The sequence below is a fragment of the Bradyrhizobium sp. A5 genome, assembly GCF_042076515.1.
Classification (GTDB): domain Bacteria; phylum Pseudomonadota; class Alphaproteobacteria; order Rhizobiales; family Xanthobacteraceae; genus Bradyrhizobium; species Bradyrhizobium cosmicum.
Map to the genome: position 1 here is coordinate 6,847,085 of NZ_CP148990.1, position 18,925 is coordinate 6,866,009.

The 18,925-nt window shown below is 64.0% G+C and carries 15 protein-coding genes, 1 tRNA gene and 1 pseudogene; 12 read left to right on the plus strand and 5 right to left on the minus strand.

The features are described 5' to 3' along the window. Positions 1-218: 218 nt before the first annotated feature. Positions 219-308, minus strand: a tRNA-Ser gene (locus WHZ77_RS32375). A gap of 198 nt (positions 309-506) precedes the next feature. Between WHZ77_RS32375 and WHZ77_RS32380 the strand changes: the two genes are divergently transcribed. Beyond that, positions 507-1,370 (plus strand): alpha/beta fold hydrolase, encoded by an 864-nt coding sequence (locus WHZ77_RS32380; RefSeq protein WP_375311640.1) that lies wholly within the window; start codon positions 507-509, stop codon positions 1,368-1,370. Positions 1,371-1,753: 383 nt separating this feature from the next. Here WHZ77_RS32380 and WHZ77_RS32385 read toward each other — a convergent pair whose 3' ends face one another. Continuing rightward, a complete protein-coding gene (locus WHZ77_RS32385) occupies positions 1,754-2,887 on the minus strand; it encodes an ROK family protein (RefSeq protein WP_375311641.1) in 1,134 nt (377 codons plus the stop codon). A 343-nt stretch (positions 2,888-3,230) separates the two neighbouring features. Between WHZ77_RS32385 and rplU the strand changes: the two genes are divergently transcribed. The 3 genes from rplU (at position 3,231) to WHZ77_RS32400 (ending at position 4,739) form a co-directional block, all read left to right on the plus strand. Continuing rightward, positions 3,231-3,623: a 50S ribosomal protein L21 gene (gene rplU, locus WHZ77_RS32390; protein WP_014439058.1), complete on the plus strand. Its 393-nt coding sequence runs from the start codon at positions 3,231-3,233 to the stop codon at positions 3,621-3,623. A gap of 96 nt (positions 3,624-3,719) precedes the next feature. After that, complete coding sequence (gene rpmA, locus WHZ77_RS32395) at positions 3,720-3,989, plus strand: 50S ribosomal protein L27 (RefSeq protein ID WP_008137923.1); 270 nt, start codon at positions 3,720-3,722, stop codon at positions 3,987-3,989. Positions 3,990-4,145: 156 nt separating this feature from the next. Then, a complete protein-coding gene (locus tag WHZ77_RS32400) occupies positions 4,146-4,739 on the plus strand; it encodes a GNAT family N-acetyltransferase (protein ID WP_375311642.1) in 594 nt (197 codons plus the stop codon). A 198-nt stretch (positions 4,740-4,937) separates the two neighbouring features. On the opposite strand, the gene WHZ77_RS32405 is transcribed toward WHZ77_RS32400, so the two are convergent. Further along, on the minus strand, positions 4,938-5,852 hold the full coding sequence (locus WHZ77_RS32405; protein WP_375311643.1) for a DMT family transporter: 915 nt from the start codon (positions 5,850-5,852) through the stop codon (positions 4,938-4,940). 117 nt (positions 5,853-5,969) lie between these two features. On the opposite strand from WHZ77_RS32405, the gene WHZ77_RS32410 reads away from it, so the two are divergent. From WHZ77_RS32410 to WHZ77_RS32420, 3 genes are all read left to right on the plus strand, one after another. After that, positions 5,970-6,449, plus strand: a complete 480-nt coding sequence (locus WHZ77_RS32410) for a MaoC family dehydratase (protein ID WP_375311644.1) — start codon at positions 5,970-5,972, stop codon at positions 6,447-6,449. A gap of 102 nt (positions 6,450-6,551) precedes the next feature. Beyond that, entirely contained in the window at positions 6,552-7,592 is a 1,041-nt protein-coding gene (gene obgE / locus WHZ77_RS32415) for a GTPase ObgE (protein ID WP_375311645.1), read from the plus strand. A gap of 104 nt (positions 7,593-7,696) precedes the next feature. Continuing rightward, positions 7,697-9,331 carry an alkaline phosphatase family protein gene (locus WHZ77_RS32420; protein ID WP_375311646.1) on the plus strand — a complete coding sequence of 545 codons (1,635 nt, stop codon included), beginning with the start codon at positions 7,697-7,699 and terminating at the stop codon, positions 9,329-9,331. A gap of 137 nt (positions 9,332-9,468) precedes the next feature. Here the strand turns inward: WHZ77_RS32420 and WHZ77_RS32425 are convergent, their stop codons facing one another. After that, entirely contained in the window at positions 9,469-10,446 is a 978-nt protein-coding gene (locus WHZ77_RS32425; protein WP_375311647.1) for a Bug family tripartite tricarboxylate transporter substrate binding protein, read from the minus strand. A 205-nt stretch (positions 10,447-10,651) separates the two neighbouring features. Between WHZ77_RS32425 and proB the strand changes: the two genes are divergently transcribed. The 5 genes and pseudogenes from proB to WHZ77_RS32450 all read left to right on the plus strand — a co-directional run. Then, positions 10,652-11,773, plus strand: coding sequence for a glutamate 5-kinase (proB, locus tag WHZ77_RS32430; protein WP_375311648.1), 1,122 nt, complete (start codon positions 10,652-10,654; stop codon positions 11,771-11,773). Between the two features lie 503 nt (positions 11,774-12,276). Then, positions 12,277-12,828 (plus strand): hypothetical protein, encoded by a 552-nt coding sequence (locus WHZ77_RS32435; protein ID WP_375311649.1) that lies wholly within the window; start codon positions 12,277-12,279, stop codon positions 12,826-12,828. After that, the gene (locus WHZ77_RS32440; protein ID WP_375311650.1) at positions 12,825-13,820 is read left to right on the plus strand and encodes a ParA family protein; all 996 of its coding nucleotides are present in this window, start codon (positions 12,825-12,827) and stop codon (positions 13,818-13,820) included. Before WHZ77_RS32435 ends, WHZ77_RS32440 begins: the two co-directional genes overlap by 4 nt. 5 nt (positions 13,821-13,825) lie before the next feature. Next, positions 13,826-14,614: a RelA/SpoT domain-containing protein gene (locus WHZ77_RS32445; RefSeq protein WP_375311651.1), complete on the plus strand. Its 789-nt coding sequence runs from the start codon at positions 13,826-13,828 to the stop codon at positions 14,612-14,614. A gap of 114 nt (positions 14,615-14,728) precedes the next feature. After that, a pseudogene (locus tag WHZ77_RS32450) lies at positions 14,729-15,178 on the plus strand (PUA domain-containing protein); the annotation flags it as partial. Positions 15,179-15,208: 30 nt separating this feature from the next. On the opposite strand, the gene WHZ77_RS32455 reads toward WHZ77_RS32450, so the two are convergent. After that, entirely contained in the window at positions 15,209-18,823 is a 3,615-nt protein-coding gene (locus WHZ77_RS32455; RefSeq protein ID WP_375311652.1) for an autotransporter domain-containing protein, read from the minus strand. Between the last annotated feature and the right edge of the window lie 102 nt (positions 18,824-18,925).

Consider the following 18,925-nt stretch of genomic DNA (forward strand, 5'->3'; position numbering starts at 1 on the left):
TCAGATCGCCGACGCTACCTTACATGGCAATCTAGGGAGCGGATGAGGCTCACTCGTGCTGTCCCGGAGAATCGCACCAAGGCCGCGCGGAATTGAGGAAGGAGCTTCCGCCGGCGTCGGAGATGGCAGGTTGGCCGAATCGCGGGTCTCCACCGTCAGTACCCGATGGCTCTAGAAATGCCCGGTTTTATTGGGTTTTTCGTACGTCGCAGCTATTATGGCGGAGAGGGAGGGATTCGAACCCCCGATAGGCTTGCACCTATGCCGCATTTCGAGTGCGGTGCATTCAACCACTCTGCCACCTCTCCTGAAGGCGCCATGGTAGGAGCTGCGGCCCCTGTGGTTGGGGGCGTTAATAGGCGAGGATGGCTGGCCAGACAAGGCGCGAAAGGGGAAAATCCGCTGCCTGTTTCAGCCCCGCACCAGCCAGATTCTTGTTTGACGCGTTTTCTTGGGCGCATTGGGGTCCACTTCGCTCGAAAATGCTTCGCCGGGAGGGAACTGCCATGGAGCACCTGACGCTACAGGCCAATGGCGCCGATTTCCACCTGGTCCGGGCCGGACGCGGCAAACCGCTGCTTTTGCTGCATGGTTGGCCGGAATTCTGGCTGACCTGGGAGCCGGTCATGGCCCGGCTAGCCGACCGCTTCATGCTCATCGCGCCCGATCTGCGCGGCTTCGGCGACAGCGACAAGCCGGACGGGCCGTTTGGTCCGGACGGCCATGCGGCGGACATGCTGGCGCTGATGGACGGGCTCGGCATCGCGCGATTCGCCGTGGTCGGCCATGACGTCGGCGGCGCGGTGATGCAGCCGCTGGCTCGAGCGGCACCCGGGCGGCTGGCGGGACTGTTCTTCTTCGATTTCGTCTATCCCGGCATCGGGCCGCGCATGGCGGCGCCCGATCGGCTCAACCACATCTGGTATCAGTCCTTCCACCAGATGGAGATGGCGCCGCAGCTTGTCGGCGCGAGCCGCGAGAGCTGCCGGCTCTATATCAGCCACTTCCTGAAGGGCTGGGCGCATCGCAAGGACGCCTTCGACGATGTGCTCGACGCCTTCGCCGACAATTTCTTTGAGGATGGCAACCTCGCCGGCGGCTTTGCGCATTATCGCGCGTCGCATGCCGGGCGGGTCGCGATGATGAAGGGCGAGGCGCCGCGATTGCCGCCGATCGGCGTGCCGACCTGCGTGCGCTGGGCCGAGCACGATCCGCTGTTTCCCTATGCCTGGACCGACCGGCTTGGCGAGACGTTCAGCGATGTCGATGTCGCGATGTTTCCCGATGTCGGCCACTTCCCGCATCGGGAAGATCCGGATCGCGCGGCCGCGGAGATCGCGGCGTTCTTTCAGCAGATCGGCTGGAGCTGAGCCAAGCGGTTGGAGGCTGCAGGGCGAACTCGGCCTGCATGGTTCGAGACGCCCGCTTGCGCGGGCTCCTCACCATGAGGGTCTGAAATCTCGGAGGATCCAGAATCTCGCCGCACAACGAGACCTCATCCTGAGGGCCCGCCGCAGGCGGGCGTCTCGAAGGATGGCGGCAAGCGAGCTGCCTGCACGTTTTTCTTCACGCGATAGTCGTGCCAAGACGGGGTGGGACCGCCAGACGCGGTAAACACTGGCGGTCCCGGTGCCGCTCATTGAAATACTGGCTGGGAAGGGCGGCTTCGCCGGCCAGGTGAGGCGACGATTCGACCGTAGCGTGCGCCCTGTGCGCCGCAACGCAATCCGTCCCTTAACCTAACCAGTCAAGGTTACTCCTTGTCGGACTTGCCCTTTTTCTTCCCGGTTTCCGTCGTGTCACGGTCTTTGCCATTGCCGCTGTCCTTGCGGCGGTTGGTGAAGCGGGCATTGCCGAGGCCGGTGCCGATGGTGAGCACGCTCCAGCGGTCGATATCCTGCATGAACGGCACCTCGGAGAGGCCCTGAACCACCCCGTCATTGTGCATCAGGATCGCGGTGTCGTGCTCGCCGATCTCGGGGATGCCCTCGATCAGGCTCGCCGGCAGGTTGAACTTGCTGCTCTCCCAATTGCCCGGCAGGTTCTGCGCGCCCTTCTCGATCGAGCCGTCTGCGTTGATCACGCCGGGACAGGCGATGCCGATGAAGGGCGCGAGCTTGTAACCTTCCTTCTCGGCTTCGGTGATCAGCCCCTTCAGCATCTTGGTGAGGCGCTTCACTGCGCCTTCGCGGGTCGGCTCGTCGTCGGCATGGCGCCACAGCTCGGATTTCACGACCTTGGCCTTCGACAGGTCTTTTGCCTTCTTCCAGCTGGTTTCCACCAGGCCGCAGCGGATGTTGGTGCCGCCGATATCGACCGCGAGGATGCTGTCATGGGCCTCGAATATCCACGACGGCGCCAGATGCAGCGCGCCGATCAGGCCGGCTTCATCCGGATGATGGCGGATCGGCACCATCTCGATCTTGAGGTCCTCGTGCCTCAGGATGATCTCGGTGCGCGCGATCGCGAGCTCGCCAAGCTTGGAGTCGCGAAAGCCGCCGCCGACGACGATGCGCTCGGTCTTGGCCCAGGCCTTGGTCTTGAGGAAACGCCGCGTGACATAAGCGAGCTCCTGGGCGAACTCCTCGATCGCGCTGTGGACCAGAGCGGCTGCCTTGACGTCGTCACCGGCCAGGATGGCATCCAGGGTCTTCTTGCTGATCTCCTCCGAGGGCTCGTCGCCGAAAGGGTCCTCGCCGGATTTGCGCAGCGGTTTGCGCCAGCGGTCGAGCATGTCCCGGAACGCGCCCTTGCTGGCGCGGTCGCCGAGGAAACCATCCTCGTCCTTCATCTCGATGTTGAAACTGTCGACGTCCACCGACGGCAGCCGCTCGGCACCGTGATCGGCGATTCCCGTCGTCGTCTTGACCAGCTCGTCGGTTGCCATGAAAAGCCCCTTGCCCGTTTCTTGCCCGTGTCCAAATTCGCGGAGACAACGGCGAGGGAACCCGTTGGTTGCAAAGCTCCGGGGTGGATTCGGCCGGCCCCGCAAACCGCCCAAATCCTTCAAATCCGGGCCGTTTTCGGCAGTTTTCCTTGACTCCCGGCGATCGGCGGCTATAAGTCCCACAACCGGCGCGGGGCGTTTCTCGCGCCGCTTGTTTTTGCGTGGTTTTTCAAAGGGATAACTCCCGCCCGCACAAAACTCGCAATAAACCCATAGCGACTGACAAAAAGCCGGCCCCGACAAACTGTCGCGAGGCCGGGAATGAACACGAAGGAAAACAACGATGTTCGCAGTCATCAAAACCGGCGGCCGGCAGTACCGCGTCGTTCCGGATGATGTCCTGGAAGTAGGCAAGATCGAAGGCGAAGTCGGCACGATCATTCAGCTGACTGAGGTTCTGATGGTCGGCGGCGACACGCCGGTCCTGGGTCTGCCGACGGTGGCAGGCGCCACCGTGGCCGTCGAGGTGCTCGACCACAAGCGCGGACCGAAGGTCATCGCGTTCAAGAAGCGCCGCCGCAAGAATTCGCGCCGCAAGCGCGGCTACCGCGACGAGATCACGGTGCTGCGCATCAGCGAGATCCTGACCGACGGCGCCAAGCCCACCAAGGGGCCGCGTCCGAAGCGGGAGAAGGTCGTCAAGGAGACGGCCAAGGAAGAAGCCGACGCCGCATAAATTGATCACGCCAATTCACGAATTGATGCGTGAGAAATTGTGAAATGATTCCGTCAAGGAATTGATCTAGAACTACGCAGGATTTGGAGACGAGCCATGGCTCACAAAAAAGCAGGCGGTTCATCGCGCAACGGTCGCGATTCCAAGGGCAAGCGCCTCGGGATCAAGGCGTTCGGCGGGGAAGTCGTCATTCCCGGCAACATCATCGCGCGTCAGCGCGGCACCACCTGGCATCCCGGCCTTAATGTCGGCATGGGCACCGACCACACTCTGTTCGCCAAGATCGAGGGTCGCGTCACGTTCCAGGCCAAAGCCAATGGTCGCACTTTCGTATCGGTACTCCCGCTCGCAGAGGCGGCTGAATAGACGGCGGATCAAATTTGGAGTCCGCCGGGGTCCCAGACCGAACCGGCGGAGTCCAGAGATCATCGCGATCGAAGGCTCCAGGGGAGGCAGGGAAACCGGCCTCCCCTTTCGTTTGACGAGTTCACTTTTGACTTAGTGACTTTGACGGAGCCGGACATGTTGCAGGATTTCTCGAGCGCGACCTTGCAGGCGGCGAGACCAAGCGTCGTCGCCACCGAACGGCTGACCTTGCGGCGGCCGACCCTCGCAGACGTCAGGACCATCGCCCGCCTCGCCAACGACCGCCGCGTCGCCGAAAACACCCGCCGGCTGCCGCATCCCTATTCGCAGGACGACGCCGTCGCATTCATCCGCGCCACCGCCGCGCTCGGCAGCGAGACCGCGTTCCTGATCGAGCACGACAGCGGGCCGGTCGGCATGGTCGGGATCGATTGCTCCACACCCGGCAATGCCGAGCTCGGCTACTGGCTCGGCGTCGAGCATTGGGGCCAGGGCTTTGCCACCGAGGCCGCGCGCGGCGCGATCGACTTCTTCTTCGAGGAGTTCGAGGACGATCATCTTTATGCCGGCGCGCGCGTCACCAACCCGGCCTCGCGCAACGTGCTGGAGAAGTGCGGCTTCCAGTGGAGCGGCGTGCAGCTGCACCGCTTCCTGGCGCTGGGCTCCTCCACGCCGGTCGATTGCTTCCGGCTGTCACGCGGGGTGTGGTCGTCGCTGAAGAGCTGGAGCAGCGCGCGAAGGGTGAGGTAGGGCGCGCTTACCCTCCCCTGGAGGGGTCCGGGACGAGCGTAGCTCGCCCGTGGGTCGGCTCACATCGAGCGCAGCGAAGATGTGAGACGGGGTGGGGTGACGGTCTCCCCCCCGTCCAACAGTGCCCGTGCGGAGAGATCACCCCACCCCGCTCGCGCTGCGCGCGATCGACCCTCCCCCTCCAGGGGAGGGTAAGAGCTACACCGGCGGATTCACCTCCGCACTCGGGCGTCCCAGATCGCGCTCGCGCAGATAGATATAGAACCCTGCGGCGATGATGATGGCGGCGCCGACGATGGTGGCGACCTGCGGGACGTCGCCGAACACGACGAAGCCGAAGATCACGGCCCAGACGATCATCGAATATTGATAGGGCACCACCACACTGGCCGGCGCGAGCTTGAGCGAACGGTTGACGCAGAACAGCGCGGTCACCGAAATGAGCCCGGCCGTCGCGAAGATCACGAGACTGCCTGGCGTCGGCGGCACCCAGTGGAAGGCCGACAGCACGGCGCCGAGCAGGAACGTGCCGACGAATTGCGAGGATGCCATCACGATGTCCGGCGTCTTGCGCAGGCTGCGCGTGATCAGCATCAAGGTCGCGAAGGACAGGCTGCCGCCGAGCGCGATCAGGGCCGGCAGGCTGACGGTCTGCGCCGACGGCCGCAGCGCGATCAGCACACCGCAGAAGCCGATCAGAATCGCGGTCCAGCGCCGCCAGCCGACCTTCTCGCGCAGGAAGATCGCCGACATCGCGGTGACGAAGATGGGGCCGGCGAGATAATAGGTGATGACGTCCGCGAGCGGCAGATAGACCGTCGCGAGGAAGAACGCCGCCACTTCCAGCGTCGAGAGCACGACGCGAAACAGCTGCAGGCGCGGCCGCTCCAGATGCAGGAACTGATGGCGCTGCTTCCAGATCAGCGGCAGCAACAGCAGCAGCGCCGCGCAGGCGCGCAGGAACAGCAGCTGCCCCACCGAATAAGTCCCGACCAGGAACTTGCCCATGGCATCGCCGAACGAGAACATGAAGATCGACAGCACCATCAGCGCAATGCCGGCAAGGCGCGCGGAGCGCTCGTCATAGGCGGAGAGATTCTTGAAGAGGGGCATTGGCGCCGTTTTAATCGCGCTGGCGCCCGCGACAAGCCCACGCAAGACGAATTGAACGGATTGTCGCACTCTTCGCGTCGCGGTAGCGATAGGCGCCTGCGAACGAAAGAGATGGACATGACCGACTTCGACCCTGCCCAGCATCGCATGATCCCCGCGCAACGCTGGTTTGAGGATTTCGTCGTCGGCGAACGCTTCGTGATCCCGAGCCGCACCCAGACCCCGGCGGTGTTCGCCGCGTTCCAGACCGCGAGCGGCGACACCCATCCGGTGCATTACGATGTCGAGTATTGCCGCAGCCGCGGCATGCCGCATCTGCTGGCCCACGGCTTCCAGACCCTGATCCACACCGCGCCCGGCGCCGGCCTGTTTCCATTCATGGTCGAGGACTCCCTGCTCGGCTTCCTCGAGCAATCGAGCCGGTTCCTCAAGCCGGTGTTCGCCGACGACACCATCTACCCGGCGCTGGAGGTCACCGAACTGGTGCCGGGACGCACGACCGGCGTAGTGACGCTCAAAAGCACCGTGTTCAATCAGCGCAAGGAGCTGGTGCTGGAGGGGATGCAGAAATTCCTGATCCGGCGCCGGCCCGCCTGATGTCGTCTCGGGGTTAAGCAAGGGCCGACATTCGCGGAAATTCGGCCGATTCAGGGGTAAGCCCGGGTTGCCGCGCGGGACCGGCTGGCCTACCTATGGCCCATGAAATTCCTCGACGAAGCAAAGGTCTACATCCGCTCCGGTGACGGCGGGAACGGCTGCGTGGCGTTCCGCCGCGAGAAGTTCATCGAATTCGGCGGTCCTTCCGGCGGCAATGGCGGCCGCGGCGGCAATGTCATCATCGAGGTCGCCGACGGCCTCAACACGCTGATCGATTACCGCTACCAGCAGCATTTCAAGGCCCAGAAGGGCGAGAACGGTTCAGGCTCGGACCGCCACGGCGCAAACGGCAAGTCGATCGTGCTGAAAGTGCCCCTGGGCACGCAGATCTTCGACGAAGACCGCGAGACGCTGATCCACGACTTCACCGATGTCGGTGAGAAATTCGTGCTCGCCGAGGGCGGTAATGGCGGCTTCGGCAACGCGCATTTCAAGTCCTCGACCAACCGCGCGCCGCGCAACGCCAATCCCGGCCAGCCCGGCGAAGAGCGCTGGATCTGGCTGCGGCTGAAGCTGATCGCGGATGCCGGCCTGGTCGGCCTGCCCAATGCCGGCAAGTCGACCTTCCTCAGCAAGGTCAGCGCCGCCAAGCCGAAGATCGCCGACTATCCCTTCACCACGCTGCATCCGCAGCTCGGCGTCGTGAATGCCGACGGCCGCGAATTCGTGCTGGCGGACATTCCCGGCCTGATCGAAGGCGCGCATGAAGGTACTGGCCTCGGCGACCGTTTCCTCGGCCATGTCGAACGCTGCCGCGTGCTGCTGCATCTCGTCGACGCCACCTGCGAGCATGCCGGCAAGGCCTACAAGACGGTTCGCAAGGAGCTCGACGCCTATGGTGGGCTGCTGACCGACAAGATCGAGATCGTCGCGCTGAACAAGATCGACGCGGTCGAGCCGGACGAGTTGAAGAAGCAGAAGGACCGGCTCAAGCGCGCCGCCAAGAAGACGCCGTTGCTGATGTCAGGCGCGACCGGAGAGGGCGTCAAGGAAGCACTGCGCGCGCTTGTCGAGGTGATCGGCGAGGCCCCGGTGTCCGCCAAGGCCAAGAGCACAGCCGAGGCGGAGCCCTGGTCAGCCTGAAGTAAGCACCGCCTCTCTCCACACGTCTCCCTCCGGGAGAGGTTGTCTTCGCGCCATTGATAGCGCAGCATCCGGCAAATCAAGAAATGCCGGAGTGAGGAAGCATGGCGCGCGCGAAGAACGTTCTCTGGATCATGTGCGACCAGCTTCGCTATGACTATCTCGGCTGCACCGGCCATCCCACGCTGAAGACGCCGAACATCGACGCCATGGCGAGGCGCGGCGTGCTGTTCAGCAAGGCCTATGTGCAGTCGCCGATCTGCGGGCCGTCGCGGATGTCGTTCTACACCGGCCGTTACATGCGCTCGCACGGCTCGCACTGGAACGGCTGGCCGCTGCGCGTCGGCGAGCCCACGCTCGGCGACCACCTCAAGAAGATCGGCGTGCGCAACGTGCTGGTCGGCAAGACCCACATGGCGCCCGATCTCGAAGGCATGAAGGCGCTCGGCATCCCGCCGGAATCTGTCATCGGTGTGCATGTCGCCGAATGCGGGTTCGAGCCCTATGAGCGTGACGACGGACTGCATCCGACCGGCCGGCCGCGACCGAAATACGATGAGTATCTGCGCCAGCAGGGCTTTGAAGCTCCCAACCCCTGGGAGCACTGGGCCAATTCCGGCGCGGCCGACGACGGTTCGCTGCAGAACGGCTGGCTGCTGGTGCACGCCGACAAGGCCGCGCGCGTGCCGGACGAGCATTCCGAAACGCCCTACATGACGCGGCGCGCGATGGACTTCATCAGCGAAGCCGAGACCGACGGCCGGCCGTGGTGCCTGCATCTGTCCTACATCAAGCCGCACTGGCCCTATATCGCGCCAGAACCCTACGCCAGCATGTATTCGACCGGGGACATGATCCCGGTGATCCGCTCCGAGCGCGAGCGGCAAAATCCGCATCCCGTGTTCGGCGCCTATATGGACATGCGCTACTCCCGCAACATGGCGCGCGACGACGCCCGCGAGAAGGTGATCCCGACCTATATGGGCCTGATCACCCAGATCGACGACCAGATGGGCGTGCTGATGAAGTTTCTGGAAGCGCGCGGCCTGCTGGACACCACCATGATCGTGTTCACCTCCGATCATGGCGACTATCTCGGCGATCACTGGATGGGCGAGAAGGATCTGTTCCACGAGCAATCGGCGAAGATTCCGCTGATCGTCATCGATCCGTCCAACGAAGCCGATGCGACGCGCGGCATGCGGAGCGATGCGCTGGTGGAGGCCATCGACCTCGCGCCGACCTTCGTCGATTATTTCGGCGGCAAGGTGCCGGGCCACATCCTCGAAGGACGCTCGCTGCTGCCGTTGCTGCGTGGGCCAACGCCGGGCGACTGGCGCAAGGTGGCGTTCTCCGAATACGACTATTCCATGCAGGATGTGCGGCTGAAGCTGAACCAGCCCATCGAGCGCTGCCGCTTGTTCATGGTGTTCGACGGCCGCTGGAAATACATCCATGCTTCCGGCTTCCGCCCGATGCTGTACGATCTCGAAACCGATCCGGACGAGTTTTTGGATCGCGGGGATGATCCAGAGTGTGCCGCCATCATCGCACGCTTGCAGGCCGAGCTGTTCGACTGGGCGCTGCACCCGAACGACCACATCACGACGTCGCGCGAGAAGATCGCGAATTATGCGGACAATCAGTTGCAGGTGAAGGGCGGGATTTTGATCGGCATCTGGGATGAGAAGGAGTTGGCGTCGATCAAGGACGGGATCGAACAGCGCGCGAAACTCTAAAACCCTTATGGTGAGGAGGCGCGACAGCGCCGTCTCGAACCATGCAGTCCCCGATGCAACAGCGGGGCCTTTCATCCTTCGAGACGCGCGCAAGAGCGCGCTCCTCAGGATGAGGGGATAGAGTGGCGCGCGAGGATCTAATTCTCGATCTTGTATCCCGTCGCCTTCACGATCGGTTGCCAGAACGCCGTATTCGCGGCGAGCTCCTTGGCAAGCCCCTCCGCATTGCTGCCGACCGGGATCAGGCCGATCGCGGTGAGCTTCTCCTTCACCTCGGGCCTGACGAGCGCGGCGCTCGCGGCAGCGCCGAGCTTGCTGGCGAAGTCGGGCGGGCTGCCGGTGGGAAGCCACATGCCGTACCAGGCGTCCGCAACGAGATCGATGCCGCTCTCCTTCAGCGTCGGGACATCGGGCGCAAACGGCGAGCGTTCCGCGCTCGACACCGCAATGATCTTCACACCCTTGGCGCGATGCTGCGGCAGCGCGTCGGCCAATGTCGTGATGCCGAACGAGACATGGCCGCCGACGAGATCGTTGAGGATTGGCGCGCTGCCGCGATAAGGCACGCGGGTCAGGAGAATGCCGAGATCCTTCTCCAGCCGGGAGCCCATGAAATGCGGAATGGTGCCGTTGCTCGGCACGCCGAACGACGTCTTGTCGGGATGCGCCTTCAGCCAGGCGGCAAATCCCTTGAAATCGGCGACATCGACCGCCGGACCGACCACGACGGCGAACTCGAACCGCGCCAGCAGCGACACCGGCATGAAGTCCTTGGCCGTGTCGAAGCTCGGCGTCTTCTCCACCATCGGCAGCAGGTACATGGTGGGCCCCGTCGTCACCAGCACCATGCTGCCGTCGGGGCTTGCGCCCTTCACCGCCTTGATGCCGATCAGGCCGTCGCCGCCGGTGCGGTTTTCGACCACGATGGTCCGCTGCAGCAACGGGGCCATCTCCTGCGCGATCAGCCGGCACAGCGTGTCGCCGCCCGCCCCCGCCGCGAACGGGAAGATGATCTTCGTCAGCCCGGCCTGTGCGTGCGCTCCGGCCGTTTGCGCCAGTAGCGGCAGCCCAAGACCTCCACCAAGACATCCGGCGATGAAATTGCGACGATCCATTCGTTTCCTCTTTCCGCCCTTTTCGTTGGCGGCAATTAGAGCCGGCCCGGCGCCCGACACAAGGCCGACATTGGTGCCGTTTACCATTCCGGCCGCCTTGCGCCGGCCATCGTCCTGCTGCAAAAGCAGGCCTCAACCGGCGCCGCCTGTCGCTCCGCCGCTTCCAGTGCAGAGCAATTCGTCACACGCGCCAACACATACAGCCATGACCAGCCCCGAACTCAGCCAATTCCGCCGCATCGTCGTCAAGGTCGGCTCCGCACTGCTGGTCGATTCCGACAAGGGCGAGGTGCGGGCGTCCTGGCTCGCCGCGCTCGCCGACGACATGGCCAGGCTGCATCGCGAGGGCCGCGACGTCCTCGTCGTCTCCTCCGGCTCGATCGCGCTCGGTCGCAGCCGGCTCAAGCTGCCGCGCGGCCCGCTGAAGCTGGAAGAGAGCCAGGCCGCCGCCGCCGTCGGCCAGATCGCGCTGGCGCGGATCTGGTCGGAGGTGCTGGGCGCGCACGGCATCGGCGCCGGCCAGATCCTGGTCACGCTCCAGGACACCGAGGAGCGCCGCCGCTATCTCAATGCCCGCTCCACCATCGGCAAGCTGCTGGAATGGCGCGCGATCCCCGTGATCAACGAGAACGACACGGTCGCCACCAACGAAATCCGCTACGGCGACAACGACCGCCTCGCCGCGCGCGTCGCCACCATGGCGAGCGCGGACCTGCTGGTGCTGCTGTCCGACATCGACGGGCTCTACGATGCGCCGCCGAAGAACAATCCGAACGCCAGACTCATTCCGGTGGTCGAGAGCATCTCATCGGAAATCGAGGCCGTCGCAGGCGACGCCGAGTCCGAGTTGTCGCGCGGCGGCATGCGCACCAAGGTCGAGGCGGCCAAGATCGCCACCACGGGCGGCACGCACATGCTGATCGCCTCCGGCAAGATCGAGCATCCCCTGCAGGCGATCGCCGATGGCGGCCGCTGCACCTGGTTCCTGACGCCGGCCAATCCCGTCACCTCGCGAAAGCGCTGGATCGCGGGCTCGCTGGAGCCGAAGGGCACGCTGACCATCGACGCCGGCGCGGTCGCGGCGCTGCGCGCCGGCGCCAGCCTGCTGCCGGCCGGCGTGATCAAGGTCGAGGGCCAGTTCGCCCGCGGCGACGCCGTGATCGTGCGCGGCCCCGACACCAGCGAGGTCGGCCGCGGCCTGATCGCCTACGACGCCGACGATGCCGAGCGGATCAAGGGCCGCTCCTCCCCGGACGTGATGGCGATCCTCGGCATCAGCGGCCGCTCGGAGATGATCCACCGCGACGATCTGGTGATGGGCGGGTAGGACTTTGCGGTCATGTCCGGGCTTGCCGTCTTGGCTGAGGCTTCGCTGACCCTAGATCGAGTGCCCGGCGAAACCTTGGCGTAAACGGGCCCCGAGTGTCCAAGGTCTTCGGGCACGCAAGGACATGGGTGGCCCAATCAAGCCCGGTTGCTAGTCCGTCCGAGCCCGCGCTTTTACGTCATCTGCACCCAAGGACCGTCCCTGGGCTGGCTGCCGCAAGAGTGGTCCGGGGGCCGCGCACAAAGGATGCCATGCCACCTAGTGCGCGGATTATCGAGGCGAGCTACGCGCGCAGAGCCCATTTCGTCGGCGAGAGGCGCCCCTAACTCGACAGCCATTGACAAATTAGCCAGTGGTAAGTCGGCCCGAGCGCTTTGAGCAAGACGAGCTTCGGTCTACAATAACCTTCTTTTACCTCTGGTTGGGTAGGCCCTGCGGCGCAATCAAGTTGCACCGTCTACAATGACCCGTCCTAGACGACGAGATGATTCGGAGACTTGTTGATGGCGAAAGATAGCTCGCGCGCTGTTTCGGAGGCGCTGAGCACTGTTGTGCGGCTTCTTGATCAGCTTGATAGCAAATCTAGAGCCCGCGTCCTGAATTCGGTCATCACCTTCTATGGACACGAGGCCGCAAATCATCGGGGCGGCGAGCAGTCAATAGCGGAGCAGCCCGCAGCGCAGCAACCGGCGCGTCCGGCATTCTCGGACGATAGGGCCCCGTCTCCGAAGGAGTTTCTATTTGAGAAACAGCCGAAAACGGACATCGAGAGAATTGCGTGCCTCGCGTTCTACTTGCTGCACTTTCGCAACACACCTCACGTGAAAACCTTAGATCTTGCAAAGCTCAATACCGAGGCAGCCCAGATCAAATTCTCAAACACGGCTTATGCGACTGAGAACGCAACTAAGGCTGGTCTTCTGGCCGCAGTCGCAAAAGGGCAGAAGCAGATAACCGCATGGGGCGAGCAATTCGTGTCCGCTTTGCCTGACCGCGATGCGGCCGCAAAAATCATGGCGCAATTGCGTCACCGAAAGAACGCGCGGCGCAAATGATCCGGCAAGTAAGACTAAGGGCAGATGCTAAACGCATCTCAATTTTCAACCACAAGGGCGGCGTGGGTAAAACTACACTCACGTTCAATATTGCTGCAGCACTGGCAGATCTTGGTCATAAAGTTTTGCTGGTCGACGCCGACCCTCAATGCAATTTATCTGCCTACCTGATCGAAGCATCCGTCCTCGACGATTTGCTTGATAAGTCAGATGATGCTGATGAAGGCGCCACGCTGTGGTCAGCCGTCAAACCGGTTGTCGATGGTGACGGTGGCGTGAAGACAATCGACCCGCTGGAAATTCGAAACAGGCTCTTTCTTATTCCAGGCGATATCCGACTCTCTGACTTCGAAAATAAACTTGCGGCATATTGGCTTGAGTGTCTGCAGCGGGAAACGCACGGCTTTAAAGGCACGACAGCTATAAGCAAATTAGTTGACACAATATGCCACAACGAGGACATCGACTTCGTCTTCTTCGACACGGGCCCGAACATTGGCGCTCTTAATCGAGCAATTCTGCTGGATTGCGATTTCTTTGCCGTGCCGGTGGCTTACGACCTCTTTTCGGTTCGTGCGCTTCGAACTCTTGGCAGGTCATTGTTCGATTGGATAACGGACTGGAAGACCATTCTCTCTCGCAAGCCAAAAGATGCCCCGTCGTTGCCGGGCACGCCACGCTTCCTTGGTTACATCCCGCAAAATTACTCAGTGTATCGGGGCGGCGTCGCTTCGCATCAGGCGCGCTACGTTGGCCTTTTGGACAAGGGTATAACTACCGACGTAGTGAATGTGTTGCGCGAGGTGGACGCCATACCGCCGCGCAAGATCCACAAGCTGGGCGATGTCAAAGATTTTGGGCAGTTGGTCCCCGCATCGCAACGAGAAGGCAGCCCGCTGTCGGAAACTGCGGCGGGAACTCCCACACAACGCAGCGAGGCCGCCAATTCGTTCAAGCTTATCGCAAAAAGCATCATACAACGGACGAGCTAGCGGAGATGCTCACCCCTACCGACGAAGAGTCTCCCGTCATTGAACCGCTGCTGAAGTGCTTCGATGAGAAACTTCATCTGTTAAATCATTTCTACGATGCGCTTCGAAACGCAATCGCAAATTCAAAAGAGCTGAAGCCGCTAATCCATTCCATTCGCGCACGCATTAAGGATAGAGATCACCTTCAAGATAAGCTTCTTCGCAAGATGCGCGACCCAAAAAGGGCGGGCAAAGCGTTCGATATCACGACCGATAATCTGCATGCAAAGATCAACGATCTCGCGGGCATTCGAATTTTGCATCTCCATACTGCGCAGGCGAAGAAGATCGACGAACATCTAACGAATCTTCTAAAGAGTTGCGGCTACAAATTTCACGAGGGTCCGATCGCTCGCACCTGGGACATCGAGTACGAGAAAACCTTTAAGGACATGGGCTTCAAAACAAAGCGAAGCGAAAACCTTTACACCAGTGTCCACTACGTTATCTCCGATCAGATGCCCGGGGTGAAGATGACCTGTGAGTTGCAGGTGCGCACTCTAACCGAGGAGACGTGGGGTGAAGTTGATCACACGCTCAACTACCCTCATAAAACGGAAAGTGTAGCGTGCCTGCAGCAAATTCGCGCGCTCGCACGCTCGACCTCTGCTGCAGGTCGCCTGGTGGACGCGATCTTCGCTACGGTGGCGCACGAAAGCACTGTTCCGGATAACATTCTTTCTGATGTGCCGGCTCCTGTTGAGAAGCCGCCGCCTGAGGAGGAGCCGTCGCCGTCAGAGGAAAAGAGCTCCTGATATAGTCACCTCTCGACGTACTTCGATTCTGCCACGCTCCGCGCTGCCAGTTCCCTACGCAGACGGGAACAAACTCACGCCCTTGCTCGACCTCAAGGATGCGGCGCAGCGGAGCGTCCCACACCCGAAGCCCCGCCGATTCTCCTCGGCGGAGGCGTACAGGTCCTAGACCGCGCGCATCCCCTGCAGGCGATCGCCGATGGCGGCCGCTGCACCTGGTTCCTGACGCCGGCCAATCCCATCACCTCGCGAAAGCGCTGGATCGCGGGCTCGCTGGAGCCGAAGGGCACGCTGACCATCGACGCCGGCGCGGTCGCGGCATTGCGCGCCGGTGCCAGCCTGCTGCCGGCCGGCGTGATCAAGGTCGAGGGCCAGTTCGCCCGCGGCGACGCCGTGATCGTGCGCGGCCCCGACACCAGCGAGGTCGGCCGCGGCCTGATCGCCTACGACGCCGACGACGCCGAGCGGATCAAGGGCCGCTCCTCCCCGGACGTGATGGCGATCCTCGGCATCAGCGGCCGCTCGGAGATGATCCACCGCGACGATCTGGTGATGGGCGGGTAGCACCCGACCGATCCCATCTGACGATCATGGCTACCACGCATAGCGGATGCTGCCTTTGCCGGCGTAGCTCCTGACGACGTCCGAGAAGGCCCCTTCCAACGACGCAGCGATCGAGACGCCATTGCGCCACGCGATCTCGGCGGACGCGCTGGTCAGCGCGGCGTCGGGCCTGGGCGATGCGCCGTCGACGACGAAGCTTGCCCCGGGCAAGGTCTGGAAGGTGGTGACGATGCTGCGATCGACGCCGTATTCGTGCGCCCACGCGGCACGGCCGCGAACGGTCAGCACCGCCTGATCGATCAGGAGCGACTTGTCGGTACGCAGGCCGATCTCGCTGCGCGTCGCAGTCGCCGTCTTCGGCGCGTAGCTCAATGCAAAGGTTCCGGAGCCGGCCAGCGCCTGCTCGGCATAGGCGGGCAGATCGAACGCGGTCACCTGTGCCGCGGCATAGGGCGTGACGCCGAGCCATCGCGTCGCGAAACGGTAGCCGGCCTCGGCTCGCGCGGAAAAGGCATTGGCATCGAATTGTGCCCGCAGCCGCTCGCTGCCGCTCATTGTGACGGTGCGGTCGGTGGTGACGTCCTGCCAGCCATAGGCGAGCGCCGCGGTGACATAGGACGGCCCGGCGGTATGCCGCACGAAAGCGCCGGCCTGGAACAGGTCGGAGCGACCGCCGCCGCCGCCGGCGACGTTGAAGCTCGTTCCGCCGCCGGCCAGCGCGAAGCCGGCAACCGTGCGCGGCGACAACCACACATCCGCACCGACGGCGGTACCGGCCACGCGACTGGTGGCGGTGTTGGAGCCGGTCGCCGCATTGCCGTCGGTCGTCTGCGACCCGCCAAAGCCTGCGGCCCAAACGCTCCAGCGCGAATCGAAGCTCGCGCGCGACGGTGCCTTGGTCATCATGCCGTAGGCCTCGCGCTCGGCGCCACGGCGCTTGCCAGAAGCGGCGGCATAGCCCATCGCACCATCGGCGTCCGCGCCGCGCGAACCGCGCCCGTCGACAAAGGGATCGGTGAGCACGCCGAGAAACTGGTCCATGGCATCGAAGGTCGCCTGCTGCGCGCCGGCCGCGGTTTCGCCGGAGAGCTGGGTCAGCCCGCCCGCCAGCGGCGTGCCGGTCAGCCCGAACAGTGCGACGAAGCCGGGCGGCAGCGTTCCGCCGCGGTTGAAAAAACCGTTGAGCGCATCGGCGACGTTTCGCTGATTGCGGTTCAACCCACCGGGGGAGAGCGCACCGAGCTGCGCCGTCAGGTCGATCAGCACGTCGGTTGCCGTGGTCCGCAAGCCGGCGCTGAATCCGGCCGGCAGGGCGACAGTGGAGAAGGCGGTAAAATTGCCGCTGATCGCCCCAGCATGCAGGATCGAATAGCTGCGGGTGAGATACGTTCCGGACGCAAACGCCGCGGTCACGCTGCCCGCGAGCGTCGCAGCGCCGGTGACGATGGCGCCGGTCGTAGCGGCCGGATTGAGTTGCACCAGATAGACCGCTCCCGACTGGAAGGCGAGATTGCCGGCGATCGTCGTTGCGCTGCCCGGCGTACCCGAGCCGGGCGCGAAGATCGCGCCGCCCTGGATCAGCGTATTGCCGAGCGTGCCGCTGCCGCTGAGGATGGCACCGCTGCCGATCGTGGTCAGGCTCGACGACGCAATCGAGCCATTCACCCGCAGCTCGCCGCCGCCGACAAGAGTTGCCCCGCTGTAGGTGTTGACGCCCGTCAGCACCAGCAGACCGCTTCCGGTCTTGGTCAGTGCCATCGCTCCCGCGCCGTCCTGGATCGTACCGGAGAACACCGTCGAGCTGTTGTCCCCGCCGGCAGCCAGGACGGCAGCAGCGCCGCCGCTATTTGTTACAGTGCCGGCGCCGGCCAGCGATCCCACGGCGTTGGAGAATCCGCCGAGGTCGAGCACTGCGCCGCCCAAGACCGTCATGGCGGAATTGTTGCCGAAGGCGCTGGTCGAGCCGGCCTGCAGCCTGCCGGCTTCGACCACGGTAGGGCCGGTATAAGTGTTCAGACCCGACAGAACGAGCGTACCGGCATAGCCGCTCTGGTTGTTGACGACGACGTCGCCCGACCCCGACAGTACGCCGCTCAGGTTGACGGTATTGCCGGTGAGAACGTTGTAGGTCGGATCGCCTGTTGCCGTGATGTCGTTGGCGATAGTGAAGCTGCCGTTGAAGTTCACGGTGACGCCGGTGATGCCGCCGTTGAGCGTCAGCGCGCCGCTGCCGAGCGCGCCGGAATTGCCGACGACGAGCGTCGTGCCCTCGTTGATGGTGGTGCCACCGCTATAGGTGTTGGGGCCAGCAAGGGTGAGAGTGCCGCCGCCGCTCTTGGTGAGCGCGACGCTGCCGCCCTGGTCCGCGGCGTTGGCGCCGCCGCCGGGATTGGTGCCGCCCGAGCCGATGTAGTCGGCAATTCCGTTCGCAATCGACTGGCTGCCGGCGCCAAAGGCGAGTGTGGTCGGGATGCCGCCGGTGCCCTGGAAGAAGATCCCGGACCCGAAGGCGCTGCCCGGATCGCCGTAGCCGCCGCCACCACCACCGCCGGCAACGCCGTTGCCATTGACGGTCAACGAGCCGGTGACCGTGACGGTGCCGCCGGTCTGGACATAGACCGCGCCGCCGGCGCCGAGCCCGCCGCCGCCGCCCGCGGCACCCGGAACGGACAGGCTGACATCCGCAGCTCCGGCGCCGAAGCCACCGGCACCGCCGGTGCGCGTCATTGCGTAAACGGCGGCGCCGCCGCCACCGAAACCGCCATTGCCACCAGCGGCGCTGGTTCCGCTAATTGCCCCGCCGCCACCGCCGCCATACCCACCCGCGCCGCCGATACCTTGGCCACTGAAGAAGTTACCGCCGCCGCCACCGCCGCCGCCAAACCCTCCGTTGCCGCCTTGCACGGCAGTTGCAATAAAACTGGTCTCACTACCGCCGCCGCCACCACCGAACCCTCCGTTACCCCCGGTGCCGCCACCGGTCATCGTGCCTACGCCACCGTTGGTGCCGCCGCCGTTGGTCCCAAGCCCGCTCACGCTATTGCTGCCGACGGCCAGCCCGCCGCCGCCATTGCCCGCTGAGCTTGAGCTGCTTCCGCCGTTTCCTCCCATGCCGCCGCCGCCGCCGGCGAGGTTGTTGGTGAAGGCGCCGCCCGCACCCCCGCTCGCCTGGTTGTTGCTCAGGCTGACATTGCTGAGCGTCAGCGCGCCGTTGCTCGACACGAACACTGCGCCGCCGAGACCGGCGCCGCCGCCACCACCGTCGATGCCCCGGCCGCCCTGAGCCGCCGCGTTGGCGATGGAAAGATTTGCGATCGTGACCGAATAGGTCGAGCCGGTCGTCCCGGCATCGCCAATGAAGAACGGACGATAGGTCCCGGCGCCGCTGATGACGGGGTTGTTGCCGTTGCCGTCGATGGTCAGATTCCTGGTGATGACAGGCAGCTCGCTCGCAAGCGTGATGGTGCCACCGGTCTGGAACATGATGGTGTCGCCATTGCCGGCGCTGGTGATCGCCGCCCGCAGGCTCCCGGCGCCGCTATCGGCCGTGGTCGTCACCAACAGCGTGGCTGCGTTTGCCTCGCAGGCGAAACCGAGCGTGGTGGCGAGCAGCGCGAAGCGCAGCGGCAGTCCGGTGGACTTCAATGTCGCGAACCTCAAGCAGAAGCATTGCAGCGCCTGCCAGCAGGTCGGGCACGCGACGTCGCAAGACGCCGCCGAGGGGTAACAGGTTGTCCATGCGGACAA